16 protein-coding genes and 2 pseudogenes are annotated in these 15,826 nt (G+C 69.6%); 4 read left to right on the top strand and 14 right to left on the bottom strand.

The window, feature by feature from the left end; translation table 11 throughout:
- Position 1 precedes the first annotated feature (1 nt).
- A complete protein-coding gene (gene malQ / locus ACQPYZ_RS10440; RefSeq protein WP_433167251.1) occupies positions 2-2,119 on the bottom strand; it encodes a 4-alpha-glucanotransferase in 2,118 nt (705 codons plus the stop codon).
- Between the two features lie 73 nt (positions 2,120-2,192).
- Entirely contained in the window at positions 2,193-3,191 is a 999-nt protein-coding gene (locus ACQPYZ_RS10435) for a hypothetical protein (RefSeq protein ID WP_433167250.1), read from the bottom strand.
- Positions 3,192-3,259: 68 nt separating this feature from the next.
- On the opposite strand from ACQPYZ_RS10435, the gene ACQPYZ_RS10430 reads away from it, so the two are divergent.
- Positions 3,260-4,036: a mechanosensitive ion channel family protein gene (locus ACQPYZ_RS10430; RefSeq protein ID WP_433169652.1), complete on the top strand. Its 777-nt coding sequence runs from the start codon at positions 3,260-3,262 to the stop codon at positions 4,034-4,036.
- 9 nt (positions 4,037-4,045) lie between these two features.
- Here ACQPYZ_RS10430 and ACQPYZ_RS10425 read toward each other — a convergent pair.
- The 7 genes and pseudogenes from ACQPYZ_RS10425 to ACQPYZ_RS10395 form a co-directional block, all read right to left on the bottom strand.
- Positions 4,046-4,333 (bottom strand): annotated as a pseudogene (locus tag ACQPYZ_RS10425) (integrase core domain-containing protein); the annotation flags it as partial.
- A 16-nt stretch (positions 4,334-4,349) separates the two neighbouring features.
- Entirely contained in the window at positions 4,350-5,744 is a 1,395-nt protein-coding gene (locus ACQPYZ_RS10420) for an IS110 family transposase (protein WP_433167224.1), read from the bottom strand.
- A gap of 223 nt (positions 5,745-5,967) precedes the next feature.
- A pseudogene (locus ACQPYZ_RS10415) lies at positions 5,968-6,735 on the bottom strand (helix-turn-helix domain-containing protein); the annotation flags it as partial.
- Between the two features lie 190 nt (positions 6,736-6,925).
- Positions 6,926-7,354: an OsmC family peroxiredoxin gene (locus tag ACQPYZ_RS10410; RefSeq protein WP_433167249.1), complete on the bottom strand. Its 429-nt coding sequence runs from the start codon at positions 7,352-7,354 to the stop codon at positions 6,926-6,928.
- Between the two features lie 27 nt (positions 7,355-7,381).
- Positions 7,382-7,801, bottom strand: a complete 420-nt coding sequence (locus tag ACQPYZ_RS10405) for a globin (protein WP_433167248.1) — start codon at positions 7,799-7,801, stop codon at positions 7,382-7,384.
- 15 nt (positions 7,802-7,816) lie between these two features.
- The gene (locus ACQPYZ_RS10400; RefSeq protein WP_433167247.1) at positions 7,817-8,236 is read right to left on the bottom strand and encodes an acyl-CoA thioesterase; all 420 of its coding nucleotides are present in this window, start codon (positions 8,234-8,236) and stop codon (positions 7,817-7,819) included.
- Positions 8,233-8,658, bottom strand: coding sequence for an acyl-CoA thioesterase (locus ACQPYZ_RS10395; protein ID WP_433167246.1), 426 nt, complete (start codon positions 8,656-8,658; stop codon positions 8,233-8,235). The genes ACQPYZ_RS10400 and ACQPYZ_RS10395 overlap by 4 nt, the downstream gene beginning before the upstream one ends.
- Positions 8,659-8,743: 85 nt before the next feature.
- Between ACQPYZ_RS10395 and fabG the strand changes: the two genes are divergently transcribed.
- Both fabG and ACQPYZ_RS10385 read left to right on the top strand, forming a co-directional pair.
- The gene (gene fabG / locus ACQPYZ_RS10390) at positions 8,744-9,499 is read left to right on the top strand and encodes a 3-oxoacyl-ACP reductase FabG (RefSeq protein WP_433167245.1); all 756 of its coding nucleotides are present in this window, start codon (positions 8,744-8,746) and stop codon (positions 9,497-9,499) included.
- A gap of 9 nt (positions 9,500-9,508) precedes the next feature.
- A complete protein-coding gene (locus tag ACQPYZ_RS10385; protein ID WP_433167244.1) occupies positions 9,509-9,964 on the top strand; it encodes a MaoC family dehydratase in 456 nt (151 codons plus the stop codon).
- Here ACQPYZ_RS10385 and ACQPYZ_RS10380 read toward each other — a convergent pair.
- Together ACQPYZ_RS10380 and ACQPYZ_RS10375 are read right to left on the bottom strand one after the other, a co-directional pair.
- Positions 9,961-10,842 carry a GNAT family N-acetyltransferase gene (locus ACQPYZ_RS10380; protein WP_433167243.1) on the bottom strand — a complete coding sequence of 294 codons (882 nt, stop codon included), beginning with the start codon at positions 10,840-10,842 and terminating at the stop codon, positions 9,961-9,963. The two genes, ACQPYZ_RS10385 and ACQPYZ_RS10380, sit on opposite strands and share 4 nt — an antisense overlap.
- A gap of 109 nt (positions 10,843-10,951) precedes the next feature.
- Positions 10,952-11,860 carry an N-acetyltransferase family protein gene (locus ACQPYZ_RS10375; RefSeq protein ID WP_433167242.1) on the bottom strand — a complete coding sequence of 303 codons (909 nt, stop codon included), beginning with the start codon at positions 11,858-11,860 and terminating at the stop codon, positions 10,952-10,954.
- 262 nt (positions 11,861-12,122) lie between these two features.
- Here ACQPYZ_RS10375 and ACQPYZ_RS10370 point away from each other — a divergent pair, with 262 nt between their 5' ends.
- The gene (locus ACQPYZ_RS10370; protein WP_433167241.1) at positions 12,123-12,671 is read left to right on the top strand and encodes a hypothetical protein; all 549 of its coding nucleotides are present in this window, start codon (positions 12,123-12,125) and stop codon (positions 12,669-12,671) included.
- On the opposite strand, the gene ACQPYZ_RS10365 is transcribed toward ACQPYZ_RS10370, so the two are convergent.
- The 3 genes from ACQPYZ_RS10365 to ACQPYZ_RS10355 are packed head-to-tail and all read right to left on the bottom strand — an operon-like array spanning position 12,668 to position 15,801.
- Entirely contained in the window at positions 12,668-13,423 is a 756-nt protein-coding gene (locus ACQPYZ_RS10365) for an SDR family oxidoreductase (RefSeq protein WP_433167240.1), read from the bottom strand. The two genes, ACQPYZ_RS10370 and ACQPYZ_RS10365, sit on opposite strands and share 4 nt — an antisense overlap.
- A complete protein-coding gene (locus ACQPYZ_RS10360; RefSeq protein WP_433167239.1) occupies positions 13,423-14,643 on the bottom strand; it encodes an acetyl-CoA C-acetyltransferase in 1,221 nt (406 codons plus the stop codon). The genes ACQPYZ_RS10365 and ACQPYZ_RS10360 overlap by 1 nt, the downstream gene beginning before the upstream one ends.
- Before the next feature lie 12 nt (positions 14,644-14,655).
- Positions 14,656-15,801, bottom strand: coding sequence for an acyl-CoA dehydrogenase family protein (locus ACQPYZ_RS10355; protein WP_433167238.1), 1,146 nt, complete (start codon positions 15,799-15,801; stop codon positions 14,656-14,658).
- Between the last annotated feature and the right edge of the window lie 25 nt (positions 15,802-15,826).

Below are 15,826 nucleotides of genomic sequence, written 5' to 3'. Positions count from 1 at the left end.
ACTAGATGTTGAGCGCACCGATCAGTCGACGGAGGCGTTGGTTGTTGGGGAGGTCCTCGACCAAGACGGGTGAGCCGTCCGGTCCGCTGAGCGGCACGCGCCAGTTCGGGTACTCGTCCGTGGTGCCCGGCTGGTTCTGCGTACGGCGCTCGCCGACCGCATCCGTTAGCGCCACCCCGACCAGCTTCGCCGGCGTGTGCGCGACGTACCGGTGGAGGGCCTCGACGATGCGCTCGACGTCACCATCGGTGTTGCTGAGCAGGTGGCGCTCGCGGAGTGCGTTGAGCCAGGAGTCCCGCTCGGCCTCGTCCACCTCGAGCTCCTCGGCGACCGGCCGAGTGAGCAGTCCGAGCCGGTGGCGAAGCTCCACGTGGTCGCCGGCGAGGTACCCGGCGGTCGGCGGCAGGTCGTGGGTGGTCACCGTGGCCAGGCACAGCTCACGCCACCGCTCCGGCGCCAGCGGGGCGCCGTGGCGGTCCCGCTCGAACCACAGCACCGACGTACCGAGAACTCCGCGCTCGGTCAGGTAGTCGCGCACCCACGGCTCGACCGTGCCCAGGTCCTCACCGATGACGGTCACCCCGGCCCGGCTGGCCTCCAGCACCAGGATGCCGACCAGTGCCTCATGGTCGTACCGGACGTAGGTCCCCTCGGTCGGGCGCTCCGGCGACGTGACCCACCACAGCCGGAACATGCCGAGGATGTGGTCGATCCGCAGTCCGCCGCCGTGCCGCATCACCGCCCGGACCAGGTCGCGCCAGGCGGCGTACCCGGTCTCGGCCAGCGCGTTCGGCCGCCACGGCGGCTGGGACCAGTCCTGACCCTGCTGGTTGAACGCGTCCGGCGGCGCACCGACGTGGATGCCCGGTGCCAGCACGTCCTGCAGCGCCCACGCGTCCGCACCGTCCGGGTGTACGCCGACCGCCAGGTCGTGTACGACGCCCAGCGACATGCCGGCCGCCTTCGCCCGGGCCTGCGTGCGGGCGAGCTGGTCGTCCAGCTGCCACTGCAGCCAGCAGTGGAACTCCACGGCGTCCGGGTTCTCGTTGCGGAAGGCAACGACGGCCGGGGAGACCGGGTCCTGCAGTTCCTCGGGCCACTTGCTCCACTCCGGCCCGTGTACGTCGGCGATCGCGGCCCAGGTGGCGAAGTCGATCAGTCCTTGGCCCTCGCGGTCGCAGTACGCCCCGTACTCGGCGATCCGGCCGATCGACGGCCGTACGCCGAACAGCAGCTGCAGCGCCTCCCGCTTCGCCGCCCACACGGTGTCGCGGTCTAGCGCGGTCGGATCCTCGCTCAGCGCCCGCGTCTGCAGGCTGAGGGCCCGGACGCGATCCCGCTCGGCCGGCGCGAGGTCGCCGTACTCGTCGATGTCCTCGATGCGCAGGTAGATCGGGTTGGCGAAGCGTCGCGACGCCGGCAGGTACGGCGAGGGCTCCATCCGGCCGGAGGTCTCCGCGGCGTGCAGCGGGTTCACCAGCACGAAGCCGGCCCCGAGGTCGCTCGCGGACCAGGCGGCCAGGTCCGCGAGGTCGTGCAGGTCGCCGATGCCCCAGGACCGGCGGGAGCGGACCGAGTACAGCTGCAGCACCCAGCCCCAGGTGCGTTGCAGCCTCTCCGGCTTCAGCTTGCGCGGGGTCACGATCAGCGTGCCGACCGCGATCTCCGGACTGCTGCCGATCCGCGCGCACAGCCGGTGGTAACCGCTCGGCAGGTCGCCCGGCAGCTGGAACGTCGCCTCACCGACCTGGACACCGTCGACCCACTCCGGCTCGACCCAGTGGTCCTGCTGCGCGATGTCCCGCCGCTGTCCGCCATCCTCCAGGTCCACCCACACCTCGGCGGTGGACCCGTGCGGCAGGTGTACGGCGAACCAGGGGGTCCAGCCCTCGCGCATCACCACAGTGGCCGGCAGCGTCCGCCGCCAGCGCTGCTGGCGGTGCACCTCCAGCGCTTCAGCCGCCTTCTCCGGCGTGGACGCGTCCACTCCGAGTGCGGCGAGCACTGCGGACACCACTTCGCTGGAGACGATCACATGCTCGCCCTGCCAGTTCCAGTACTCCGTCGCCACGCCATGGGCAACCGCTAGCTCGACAAGGGCCGGAGTAGGAGCTGTCACCCCAGCGAGTCTGCCGTATCAACTGCCCCTCCGCGCAACGCCGCGCGCCGGACTGTTACTCGTTCGCGCGCTGTCACCGGTTCGCGCGCCGACGGCTCAGCAGGAGTACGGCGAGCAGCAGCGCGCTGCTCGCGATCACCAGACCGATGGCGACACCGGCCACGTTGTCGGTGAGCTGGTAGAGCGCGGTCGGCCAGATCACCAGCAGGATCGCGCAGCCCACCACCGCGTACGCCGACGCGTGCCGGCGACCGTACGCGAACAGCAGCGCGGCCGGGCCCGCCGTACCGACGGCGAGGGCCATGATCTCGCCGCGCTCCTGAATCAGCCAGCAGATCGACGAGCTGAACATCGCGGCACCGGCGAGCGACCAGGCGGTCACCTGGTCCCGGAACAGCCCGAGCATCGCCAGCACGAACGCGACCAGGATGAACCCGGTGCCGGCGATTCCGGCGCTGTTCGTCGCGCCGGTGTCCGGAGTGAGGACATCGGCCGTGATCACCAGCACACCGACGGCCAGGATCGCAAAGGTTGCCACTAGCAACGACGAGCCGGCCAGCCACCACAGTCCGGCGCCGGCCAGCGCGAGCGCGACCGCGACCCCGGCGATCCGCCCGGTCTCACCCTCGATGGCGACGTACGTGGCGAAGCCGGCCACGCAGCACCCGAGCGAACCGAGCGCCGAACTGAGCTGCTCGCGGCGGCGCAGCACGCCGAGGACAGCGGCGGCCCCGAGCAGGACGACCGCGGCGCTGGTGCCGGTGCTCACGCGGGCGGCGCGCCCCATCTCCCCCCAGTTCGCCACCGTCAGCAGTGCGACCGCGCCGAGGAGTAACGCGCCGCCGATGTAGCCGAGCACCTCGATCAACGCGCTCGCGTGCGTCGCCTGCGGTGGTGTCCGCGGCTTCGCCGGCGCCGGCACCGCGGGCTCCTGCGGCCGGGCCCGGCCCGGATCCGCCAGCGCCGCCGAGACCTCGGCGTCGGCCGCGTCCCGCAGTGCGTCGGCCTGGTACTGGCGCAGCACCCCCGCGCTCACGAGCCTCGACAGCTCGTCATCCAGCCGGCTCGGCATGCGTCGCGTCTCCCTTGTCGGACTCACTAAGATCGGGCGGCGAGATGCCTATTCTGACCAGCTACCTTGTGTCCTTGTTCAGTCACCCCCTGTTTTCGCTGCCCGAGACCTTCCCGACCTTCTTCCGGTACGGGAACGACGGCAAGCTGGAGGTGACCGACCAGATCGTCATGGTCCCGGCCAGGATCGCCGGGCTGATCGTCGGCTTCCTCGTCCTCCGCTGGGTGCTCCACAAGGTGATCCGCCGGTTCGCCCGCCGGACCGGGAACGGCGCCGTCGCCGGTGTGCTGGCGAAGTCGAAGATCGGCCAGGACTTCGTCGAGAACACCCTGGCCAGCCAGCGCCGGGCCCAGCGGGCCGAGACGATCGCGTCCCTGCTGTGCAGCGCGGTGACCATCGTGCTGACCGCCGTCCTGGTGGTGATGGTGCTGGCCGAGCTCGGCTTCAACATCCTCCCGGTGATCGCGTCCGCGAGCATCATCGGCGTCGCCCTCGGCTTCGGCGCGCAGACGCTGGTGAAGGACTTCCTCGCCGGCGTCTTCATGATCTTCGAGGACCAGTACGGCGTCGGCGACCTGATCGACATGGAGAAGGCGACCGGGGTCGTGATCGCGGTCGGGCTGCGGATCACCACCCTGCGCGGCGAGGACGGCACCACCTGGTACGTCCGCAACGGTGAGGTCCTGCGGATCGGCAACCTGACCACCCGCGACCCGGACAGCAGCGCGCCCTCGGGGGTCGGCAGCGGCACCGAGAAGGCCGAGGAGACCGCACCGGACGGCGAAGGCCCGGCAACCGAGTCCGCGACGACCCAGCCGCAGACCCCTCGACCGCCCGCACGCTGAGCCGCGGCCCTAGGTGTGATGTCCAGGGAGGTTGGTTAGGCGGGTGATGGGTGGTTGGCCTCCGATGGCGGAGTGGGGTCGGTGGTGATTGTAGAAGTGGAGCCAGGTGGGTAGGGCTGTTCGTCGTTCGGTTTCTGATTGGTAGTGGCGGGTGTAGGCCCAGCCGTCGGCGAGGGTGCGGTGGAATCTCTCGATTTTGCCGTTGGTTTGGGGGCGGTAGGGCCGGGTGTGTTTCGAGGTGATGCCGAGGTTGGTGCAGGCGTCGTGCCAGGCGTGGGACTTGTAGGCCGAGCCGTTGAGTTCCTAAGAGATGTCAAGCGGCGCCAGGGCGTCTAGCGTGGGTGGTGGACGGGCCGGTTGATGGAGCACGTTGTGACTCCTTGCTTCGCCGGCCCGTCCCTGCGGCGGGGGTCGTTGTTGTGCGTGCGCGTCGTAGGTGGTCGGGAACGGTGTAGTGCAGTGCGATGATCGCCTTGGCTTCGGTCTTGTCGATGAGCCGTCCGTCGACGTCGCGCAACTGGTAGGACGTTTGGGTCTTCCAGCAGGCAGCCACGCGGGTGAGCAGTGTGGTGGCGATGTGACACATGGCCGAGTTGTGGTGCTTGCCGGCTTCGACCATCAGTCGGTGGTACTTCGCTGCCAGGGTCGGGTCGTAGCGACGGGCCTGGTTGGCGCTCATGAACAGTGCCTCGCGCAGCAGTGCGTCCCCGCGTTTGGTGGGTCCGCCGTGTTTGCCGGACAGTCCTGAGGAGTCCAGTGAGGGCACCAGGCCGCTGAAGCCTCGGACCGCCGCGAGTGATGCGAAGCGGCTGGCGTCTCCGAGCCGGCCGAGGATGACCGCGCCGGTGACGGCGCCGACGCCGGGGACGGACGCGATGATGCCTGCCGGGTCCCGCTGGGCGACCAGCACAGCGATCCGCTCGTCGACTTCCTTGATCTCCTCGGTCAACGCCAGCGCCAGGCGCGCCTCCACTGCGATGTCCTCGGCCAGCTCGGGGAAGCCGAGCTCGTCATCCCAGAGTTCGAGTGTGGCGGTGGCCGCGGCGAGGATGGCGTCGACCTCCGGCTCGCCCCAGGCGCCGCGGGAGTGGCGATGGAAGAACCGGACCAGCCGTGAGCGTCCTAGCCGCTTGACGCTGTGCGGATCGGCGTAGCCCGCGGCCAGGAACCGCAGTGGGGTCTTGTTGGCCAGGTCGCCGCTGAGCGCGGCATGCCAGTGCGGTCCGAGGATCTCCAGCAGCGCATCCAGCCTGGCCAGGCTGGTGGTGCGCCGCTTGACCAACGTGGAATGCAGTTTGGTGGCCCGCCGCAGCGGATCACCAGGCCCCAGGCCGCGTTCGGGATGGAGCCCCTCGGGATGCAGCATCGGCAACCGGGCCAACAACACCGAGTCCAGCCGGTCGCTCTTGGTGTGCTTGGCGTAGTAGGCACGCAAGTCGGCGGACCGTTCCGCCGACACGAGCACCACCTGCACGCCGCGTCGGCGGAACCATGCCGCAAGTGGAACCCAGGCGTTGCGGGTCGGCTCCATGACAACCGTCAGTTCCTCGACCGCGGCGTCGGCAGGGAGTCTGGACCAGAGCCGGTCCAGGTCCTCGGCGATAGTGCGGAAGCGGTGCCCGGACCACAGCACCCGTCCCCGTTCGTCGGCCAGGCTGGCCTGGTGCGGCGCGCGCACCGCGATGTCGATGCCCATCCGAAGGATCACTGCCGGACTCCTCTGCTCGCATTCGCTGGTTCCGGCCGCCGGACCGCCGTGGGAGCACGATCCGCACCAGACATTCGCTAACAGGGATCCACCAGATGTGGTCGCCGGGTTCCTAACAGGGCATCTCGAACTCCGGCAGAGGCCCCGCCCGCCAGCATGGTCAACAGGCAAGGAGTCGCAGAGCGCTCCACTCGGTCAAGCAACGTTGACGGGCAGGTGCCGGACGACTCCCGATCCTCCTCGTCGGCCGCCAAGAAGCCACGGGACTCGCCCACCCAGATTGAATGTCGGACAGGACTCGTTCGACGGTGACGCCGTGGTCGGCGAACCAGGCCACGGCGCGTTGGAGGACGCCGATGGCGGTGGTGGCTTTCTCGTCGGGGTGGATCTCGATGTAGGCGACGCGGGAGTGGTCGTCGATCACGGTGTGCAGGAACGCTTTGCCGGTGCGGGGTTTGCGGTCCGCGCCGCGGGGCAGTCCTGGTGTCGTGGCCTGGTTGCGGTAGCCCTGGCGGCGGCCGACGTAGCGCCAGCCGCCGCCGTCGGGGATGTTGCCGAACTTGGTGACATCGACGTGGATCAGCGAGCCGGGGTGGTCGTGTTCGTAGCGGCGCAGCGGCTCGCCGCTGGCTCGGTCGATGTGGGAGAGTCGGTTGATCCGGCATCTGACCAGTACGGCGTGCACGGTCGAGGCTGGCATGTCGAGCCGCCCGGCGATCTGAACCGGGCCGAGCCGAAGCCGCCATCGCAGCCGCACGATCCGGCGCACGACCTGGGCGGGTGTCTTGGTCGGGTTGCGACGCGGTCTCGAGCTGCGGTCGGCCATTCCGGCCGGCCCTTCGGCGCGGTATCGCTCGGCCCACTTGCGGGCGGTCTTGGCGGCAACCATGAACAGCGCGGCGGCTGACGCGTAGGTCCAGCCCTCATCGACGACCAGCCGCGCCAGTCGCAACCGTGCGCGCGGGGTCAGAGCAGCGTTAGCGTGGGACACGAAGGCCTCCTGGTTCGTGAAGCGGTTCCTAGACAGCTCCACTTCACAACCGGAGGCCTTCACCTGTCAGACAGGCTCACCGACGCCGACCGGGACAACCTCCCTGGACATCACACCTAGGCCCGCAAACGAATGCCGCCCTCACAGACCAGCTGTGAGGGCGGCTTTGAAGGCGGCGTGGTGACGGTTGTCAGGCGGTGAAGCTGACCTCGAGGGTGATCGGGGCCGACAGCGCCTGCGAGACCGGGCAGTTCTTCTTCGCGCCTTCGGCGAACTCGGCGAACTGGTCCGCGGTCAGGCCCGGGACGTTGCCGACGACCTTCAGCACGATGCCGGTGATGCCCTCACCCGGCTGGAAGCTGACGTCCGCCTGGGTGTCCAGCGCCGCCGGCGGGTTCCCGGCCTGGGCCAGCGCGTGCGACAGCGCCATCGAGAAGCACGCGGAGTGCGCGGCACCGAGCAGCTCTTCCGGGCTGGTCCGGCCGCTGGCCTCCGGCTCGGTCCGGGCGGCCCAGGTCACGTCGAACGTGCCGAGTCCGGACGACTGCAGGTCGACCTGGCCGCCTCCCTCCAGCAGCGAACCTTCCCAGTGGGCCTTGGCAGTACGGGTAACGGCCATGCTCGTGTTGTCTCCTTCGCAAGGGGTTCAGCGGCCGGACACGTCGATCGCGCCCGGGTACTGCGGTTCGTCGGTGTTCACCATGCTGTGCGCCGCCATCACCATGTAGGTCCAGATCTCCTCGTCGCGATCCGGTGGCAGTGCGATCTCGTCCAGCGCGGCACGCATGTGGCCGAGCCAGCGGTCCCGCGCGCTCGGGGTGACGGCGAACGGGCCGTGCCGCATCCGCAGCCGGGGGTGCCCGCGCTGTTCGGAGTACGTCCGGGGGCCGCCCCAGTACTGCTCGAGGAACATCCGGAAGCGCACCTCGGCCGGACCGAGGTCCTCCTCCGGGTACATCGCCCGCAGCTCCGGGTCGGCGGCGACGCCGCGGTAGAAGGCGGCCACCAGCCGGTGGAACGTGTCCGCCCCACCGACAGCGTCGTAGAAGCTCTGTTGCTCAGTCATAACGCCCCCAGTCTCTCAAGCCGTGCCAAGGTGCTTGAGCAGGGCGTCCCGTTCCGCGTCCGCGAGCGGGCGCTTGGCGTGGGTCTCACCGTCCACGGCGACGATCACCGACACCGCCTTCGCGTAGATGTCGGCCCCCTCACCACTGCGGTCGACGATCCGCGAGCCGAGCGTGTACGACGTCGTACCGACGGCCTCGACCCACACGTCGACGTCGTACGGCGGGTGCCGCAGCAGGATCGGCCGCAGGTAGTCGACGGTCTGGCTGACCAGGACGCACGGGTGATCGGCGAAGAAGTCCCCGGTCGTGCCGATGATCTGCGAGAGGAACGCGATCCGGGCCTCCTGCAGGTAGTCGAAGTACCGGACGTTGTTGACGTGGTCGTAGGAGTCGATGTCCGACCACCGGACCAGGACGGGGTGGGTGAACGTCACGAGCCCACCAGCTCGGACAGGGCCGCGCGCTCGACCGGGGTGATCCGGCGGAGGCGGTTGGCGGCGAAGTCGAACGGGACCAGCCGGGTGCGCGCCTCGACGTACGTCGTCCGCTCGGGCTCGGCGTCCAGGATCTCGTAGTCGACGATGAACGAGGCCGCCTTGATCTCGCTGATCCACAGCTCGATCCGGACCGGTTCCGGCCGGAACCGCAGTGGTGCCCGGTACTGCACCTCGTGCCGGGCGACCAGCAGGCCGGTCTCCAGGTCGTCGGCACCGAGCTCCTTGGCGGTCCGGAACAGGAAGTCGACTCGGGCGTCCTGGAGGTAGTCGACGTACCGTCCGTTGTTCACGTGGCCGAGCGCGTCCTGGTCGCCCCAGCGCAGCGGGCAGTGGTAGACGTGGCGGTTGTGATGATCCACACGGCGATCATCGCATCCTGGGTACTTCCGGGGTGACTGAGCGTGGGTAATGTCATCCCCACCAGCACGGACCGAAGGAGCACGGATGAGTGAGCAGCGGGTGGCGATCGTGACCGGGGCGGCCCGGGGAATCGGCGCCGCGGTGGCGCAGCGGCTCGCCAAGGACGGGAACGCGGTCGCGGTGCTGGACCTCGACGAGGGCGCCTGCGAGGCCACCGTGAAGGCGATCACCGAGGCCGGCGGGCGGGCGCTCGCGGTCGGCTGTGACGTCAGCCGGTCCGACCAGGTGGCCGCAGCGGTCGAGCGGGTGGTCGCCGAGCTCGGCGCGCCGACGATCCTGGTGAACAACGCCGGCGTGCTCCGCGACAACCTGCTGTTCAAGATGTCCGACGACGACTGGGACACGGTCATGTCGGTGCACCTCAAGGGCAGCTTCCTGATGTCCCGGGCCTGCCAGGCGCACATGGTCGAGGCCGGCTACGGCCGGATCGTGTTCCTGTCCTCGACCTCCGCTCTGGGCAACCGCGGCCAGGCGAACTACGCGTCCGCGAAGGCCGGCCTGCAGGGCCTGGCGAAGACGCTGGCGATCGAGCTGGGCAAGTTCGGCGTCACCGCGAACGCGATCGCTCCCGGCTTCATCGAGACCGACATGACCGCGGCCACCGCGGCCCGGGTCGGCGTGGACTTCGAGGAGTTCAAGAAGGCGACCGCGGCCGCGATCCCGGTGCAGCGCACCGGCACGCCGGACGACATCGCCGCCGCGGCGTCGTACTTCTGCAGCGAGGAGGCCGGCTTCGTCTCCGGCCAGGTCCTGTACGTCGCCGGCGGACCGCGGAACTGAGGGGCGGAGATGGCAAAGTCCTTCACCGGCGTCGACCAGGTCGTGCACGCGGTCGGCACCCAGCTGGGCGAGTCGGACTGGCTCGAGATCACCCAGGAGCAGGTGGACACGTTCGCCGACGCGACCGGCGACCACCAGTGGATCCACGTCGACGTCGAGCGCGCGAAGAAGGGCCCGTACGGCGGCACGATCGCGCACGGTTATCTCACGCTGAGCCTGATCGCGCGGTTCGGTGAGGAACTGTTCTCGGTCAACGGCGTCACCGCCAAGCTGAACTACGGCGTCAACAAGGTCCGCTTCCCGGCGCCGGTCCCGGTCGGCTCGCGCGTCCGGGCGAGCGCCTCGATCGCCAGTACGGCGGAGACCCCGGCCGGCGTCCAGGTCTCGCTGAACTGGGTGATCGAACTGGAGAACTCGACCAAACCCGCCTGCGTCGCGGAAACCGTCGTACTGCTGGTTCCCTAGAGGGGACAGATCAGGACCGCGTGGGTGGCGACGCGGTGGTAGCCGAGCCACTCGTTGACCGCGATCATCGGGGTGTTGCCGTCGTAGTTGGCGGTGTAGGCGGCCTGCACCCCGGCGTCCGCGGCCCGGTGCAGCGCGGCGCACTTCACCAGCTTTGCCAGGCCCCGGCCACGGAACTCCGGCAGCGTCGCGGTCATCTGCGACCAGATCTTCGTGTGGTCGCCGTTGCCGAGCGTGAACCCGACGACCTGGTCCCGGTAGACGGCGGCCATGCTGAGATCGAGGACCATCGCCGGCGACTTCCACACGCCGTCGAGCCAGTCGTCGTACGGCCGGGTGGTGATCTTCGCGTCGCCCGGCTTGGTGCGCTGGGCAACCAGGTCCGCCTCGTACAGGCTGCGCGGGTCGACCTCGTTCAGCGGCACCAACCGCACGCCTGACGGCACTCCGGGGATGTCCGGCGCCTTCCGTGGATCGATCCCGGCGTAGTGCACCTGCCGGGTCTGCTGGTAGCCCCAGCGGGTGGCCCACTGGACCGTCGCCGGGTCCGCGAACACCCGGGCGGTGGTCGCCCCGGCCGAGCGCAGCTCCTCGTGGGTTGCCGCCAGCAACTTGGCGCCGATGCCGCGGCCGCGGTGGTCCGGCCGGACCAGCACGCGGAGTTGCCCGTCGGGGGGTTCGGATCCGGCGATCAGCGCGGTCGACGCCCAGCCGACCACCTCGCCCGCCTCCAGCGCGGCGAACGTGCCGCGGCCCGGAACCCGCTCGGCCAGACTGCGCCGCATGCCCGCCGCCGTCAGCACCAGGTACGGCGCATGCGCGTCGTGCAAGGCGATCGCGCCGTCCACGTCCCCCGGCTCAGCACGCCTGATCTCCATGCGAACTCCTTCGGCGAAGTTCTCCGGAACATAACGCGCGCCAGGCGCAGACCGACCGCGAAATCGATTACAGCTCTGTCTCAGCGCGCTTTCTTAACCCGCTGATCACCTACCCGCCCAGTGGACGCAGCAGGCACAGCTCCGTCTGCACCCGGCGGTAGCCGAGCCAGTTGTTGATGGCAAGCATCGGCCCGTTCTCGTCGTCGTTCGACGTGTACGCCGACGTGATCCCGGCCGCGGCGCACCGGCGCAGCGCGACCGACTTGACCAGTTTGGCCAGTCCACGACCCCGGTACGCCGGGATCGTGCCGGTCATCCCCGACCACGCCCGGTCGTCGGCGGTCTCGACCGCGGTGAAGCAGACCACCTCGTCCCCGGCGACGGCGGCCACGCTGAGCGACTTGTCCAGGCCTGGAGCGTTCCACACGTCCGCGAGCCAGTCGTCGTACCCGATCGCGTCGAGCGGCGAGTCGCCCGGCTCATCCAGCGAGGCGATCGAGTCGGCGGCGTACGCCTGCCGCGGGTCCAACTCGTCCATGGTCACGAGCTCGATGCCGTCCGGGGTCGGTGGCTGGTCCGGCAGCGTGCCGAGGTCGAGGCCCGCGTAGTGCATCTGCCGGGTCCCGTCGTACCCGCGGTTGCGGGCGAACTCCAGCCCGTCCGGATGCACGAACGCTCGCGTGCGTACGGCGCCCACCTCGGTGAGGTGCTGGTGCAACCGGTCCGCCAGCACGCTGCCGATGCCTTGCTTGCGGTGGTCCGGATGGACGTAGATCGAGGTGGTGCTCTGACCCTGTTCGCTCGTCCAGACGTTCAGCCCGGCCGAACCCCACGCGACCACCACGCCCTCGGACTCGGCGATCAGGGCGAGGAAGCGCTCCTCCGGCCGCGACACGGTGATCAGGTGCCGGGTGGCCTCCGGCGACATCACCTTGTACGTGTAGACCGCGCGCCGTACCGCCGCCACTCCTTCGGCGTCGTCGCCCACGGCCTGCCGGATCGCCACCGGTGTCGTCATGCCCCGGACCCTAACCAGCGGCCGGTTCGCCCGCCACGGAATAACGCCGGGGACGAACAGCAACGCGATCGCAACAGCTGCGCGCTCGCTGTGATTCTGCCGTGTACCCGATCGGGACTAGAGTGGCCCGGTGCTGTCGGACTGAACGCCCCGACCGCCGGAAGTGCCATCGTGCTGGGACACGACGTGGTCACCGGCGGCGGGCAGTCCGAATCCTCTTGACACGCTCCCATGCTGTCAGGAGTAAATAGCAGGTATGCAGATGACAGATGGAGTGGCCGCCGCCGAGGTGCTGGCCGGCCTGATGGTGTCCGACGGACCGCGGCCGGAGTTCGCCGAGGCCTTCACCCCGTTCGCCCCGCTGATCGGCAGCTGGGACCTCGACGTCAGCTGGTACGACGACGCCGGCAACGTCACCCGCCGGACGAAGGGCGAGTGGCACTTCGCCTGGGCGCTCGACGGCCGGGCGGTCGCCGACATCTGGATCACGCCCGGCCGGGCCGCCCGCCCGACCGACGGTGACGGCGAGTGGGGGCTCACGATCCGGATCCACGACCCCGAGCTCGGTGCCTTCCGCTCGACCTGGATGGGCCCGAAGCACGCCTTCGTGATGACCTTCATCGGCACCCCCGGCGAAGACTCCATCACCCTCGACGCCCGCGAACCGCTGTCGGCCAAGACCCGCTGGATCTTCACCGGCATCAGCGAGACCGGTTTCCACTGGCGCAACGAGGACGAGGATGCCGACGGCAACATCACCGTCCGCCAGCGGTTCGTCGCCACCCGGCCGGCCGCACCGGGTCAGGCCTAGCCGACGATTCCGCCGTTCAGGGTGAGGCCGCCGTCGATGGTGACGGTCTGGCCGGTGATCCAGGACGCCTCGTCCGACAGCAGGAACCACACCAGCGAGGCCACGTCCTCCGGCGTACCCAGGCGTTTCAGCGGGTACGTCGACGCGACCTTGTCCTCACGCCCTTCGTACAGGGCCCCGGCGAACTTCGTCTTCACCACCGCCGGCGCCACCGCGTTGACCCGGATCTCCGGGGCGAGCTCGACCGCCAGCTCGGCCGTCACCCGGGACAGCATCGCCTTGGTCGCGCCGTACCAGCCGATCCCGGGAGACGGCGCCAGACCGGCCACCGAGGACAGGTTGACCACCGCACCGCCATGCGCGCGCATCCACGCGTCCCTGCAGGCCTTCACCCACGCGATCGTGGCCAACACATTGGTGTCGACCATCTTGGCCGCGACCGCCTGGTCGACGTCGAGCAACTTGCCGTAGATCGGGTTGATGCCGGTGTTGTTCACCAGCAGGTCGACCGACCCGTACGTCGCCACCGCGGCCGCGACCACGCTCGCCCGGTGCTCCGGGTCTGCCGCCTTCCCGGCGACCGCGAACGCGTGCTCCCGGCCGCCCAGGGATGCGACCGCCTGGTCGAGCGTCTCCTGCGTCCGGCCGGTGATGACGACGCGCGCGCCGTCGGCGACCAGGCGCTGCGCGATCGCCAGCCCGATCCCCCGGGACGCTCCGGTGATGATCGCCGTACGGCCCTGCAACGACATCAGCTGAGACGCTCGAGCACGACCGCCATCCCCTGACCGCCGCCGACGCACATGGTCTCCAGGCCGAACTGCTTGTCCTCGAACTGCAGCCCGTTCACCAGCGTCGTCATGATCCGCGCGCCGGTCGACCCGAACGGGTGACCGAGCGCGATCGCGCCGCCGTGCACGTTCAGCTTGTCCTCGTCGATGCCGAGCTCACGGGCCGACCCGATCACCTGCACCGCGAACGCCTCGTTGATCTCGACCAGGTCCATGTCGCCGATGCTCATCCCGGCCCGGGCGAGCGCCTGCTTCGACGCCTCGATCGGACCGAGGCCCATGATCTCCGGCGACAGCCCGCTGACGCCGGTCGACACGATCCGCGCCAGCGGGGTCAGGCCGAGCTCACGCGCCTTGGTGTCGCTCATGATCACGACCGCCGCGGCGCCGTCGTTCAGCGGGCAGCAGTTGCCGGCCGTGACCGTGCCGTTCTCCCGGAAGACCGGCTTGAGCTCGCTGACCTTCTCCAGCGTGGTCCCGGCCCGCGGACCGTCGTCCTTGCTGACCACAGTCCCGTCCGGCAACGTCACCGGGACGATCTCGCGCTCGAAAAAGCCATTGTTGATCGCCTTCTCGGCGAGGTTCTGCGAGCGGACGCCGAACGCGTCCTGATCGGCCCGGCTGATCCCCTTGAGCGTGGCGACGTTCTCGGCGGTCTGGCCCATCGCGATGTAGATGTCCGGCACCAGCCCGTCCTGGCGCGGGTCGTGCCAGGTCTCGTTGGTCTCGGCGTACTTCTCGGTCCGCTGGACCGCGTCGGCGAAGACCTCGTTGAACGAGCTCGGGTCGCCGACCCCGGCCGAGCCGAAGTTCTTGTACCGCGACACGCACTCGACGCCGGCGCTGACGAAGATGTCCCCCTCGCCGGCCTTGATCGCATGGAAGGCCATCCGCGCGGTCTGCGTCGACGACGCGCAGAACCGGTTGACCGTGGTCGCCGGAGTGTCGTCCCAGCCGAGCTGGACGGCGACCCGGCGGGCCATGTTGCCGCCGTGCTCGTCGTGCGGCTCCGCACAGCCGACGGCCAGGTCCTCGATCTGGTCGCCGGTCAGGCCCACCTTGCCGACCGCGGCCTGGATCATCTGGACGACCAGGTCGTCCGGCCGGATGTCCTTGAGCGACCCCTTGTACGCGCGGCCGATCGGCGAGCGCGCCGTGGACACGATGACTGCTTCAGGCACAGCTGTTCCCTTCTACAGGCCGAGGTCGCGGCCGATGAGTTCCTTCATGATCTCGTTGGATCCGGCCCAGATCTTGGTCACCCGGGCGTCCCGCCAGGCGCGCGCCACCCGGTACTCGTTCATGTACCCGTACCCGCCGTGCAGCTGCACGCACGCGTCCAGGACCTCGTTCTGCACCTGGGCGCTCCACCACTTCGCCTTCGCCGCGTCCACGGCGGACAGCCGGTCCTCGTCGTGCGCGACGACCGCGTTGTCGACGTACGCCTGGGTGACCTCGACCTTCGTCACCAGCTCGGCGATCACGAACTTGTTGTACTGGAACGAGCCGACCGGCTGGCCGAACGCCTTGCGCTGCTTCACGTACTCGATCGTCTCGTCGAGGATCTGGGCCGCGTGTGCGATGTTCGAGACGCCCGCGCCGACGCGCTCCTGGGCCAGCCGCTCCATCATGTGGATGAAGCCGCGGTCGACCTCGCCGAGCACGTTGCCGTCCGGGACGAACAGGTCCTCGAAGAACAGCTCCGACGTACCGGACTCGGTCTGGCCGACCTTGTCCAGCTTGCGGCCGCGGGCGAAGCCCTCCATGCCCTCCTCGACCACGAACAGCGTGATGCCCTTGGCGCCCTTGGACGGATCGGTCCGCGCGGCGACGATGACCAGGTCGGCCATGTCGCCGTTGGTGATGAAGGTCTTCGACCCGTTCAGCACCCAGCCGCCGTCGGCCCGTTTCGCGGTCGTCTTCAGCGCGGCCAGGTCGGACCCGCCGGACGGCTCGGTCATCGCGATCGCGGCGACGTACTCACCGGCGCAGAACTTCGGCAGCCACCGCTGCTTCTGCTCCTCGGTCCCGAGATCGACGAAGTACGGCGCGCAGCAGTCGAAGTGGATGCCGAAGCAGCTCGACAGCGAGGCTGAGACCTTGGAGACCTCCTCGGCGAACACCGCGTTGAAGCGGTAGTCGCCGACACTCGAACCGCCGTACTCCTCCGGCACGTCCAGCCCGAGGAAGCCCTGCTTGCCGGCCTCGATCCAGGCCGCCCGCTCGATCGTCTTCTCCTCGAGGAACTGCTCCATCCGCGGCACCAGCGAGCGGTCGCAGTACTCCTTCGCGCTCGCCCGGAAGGCGTGGTGGTCCTCGTTGAAGATGACGCGTTCCATCAGGCCTCCCGAAGGTCGAGACAAC

It is taken from the genome of Kribbella sp. CA-247076 (genome assembly GCF_050942445.1).
Taxonomy (GTDB): Bacteria; Actinomycetota; Actinomycetes; order Propionibacteriales; family Kribbellaceae; genus Kribbella.
This window is presented reverse-complemented; position numbering and strand designations above follow the sequence as displayed.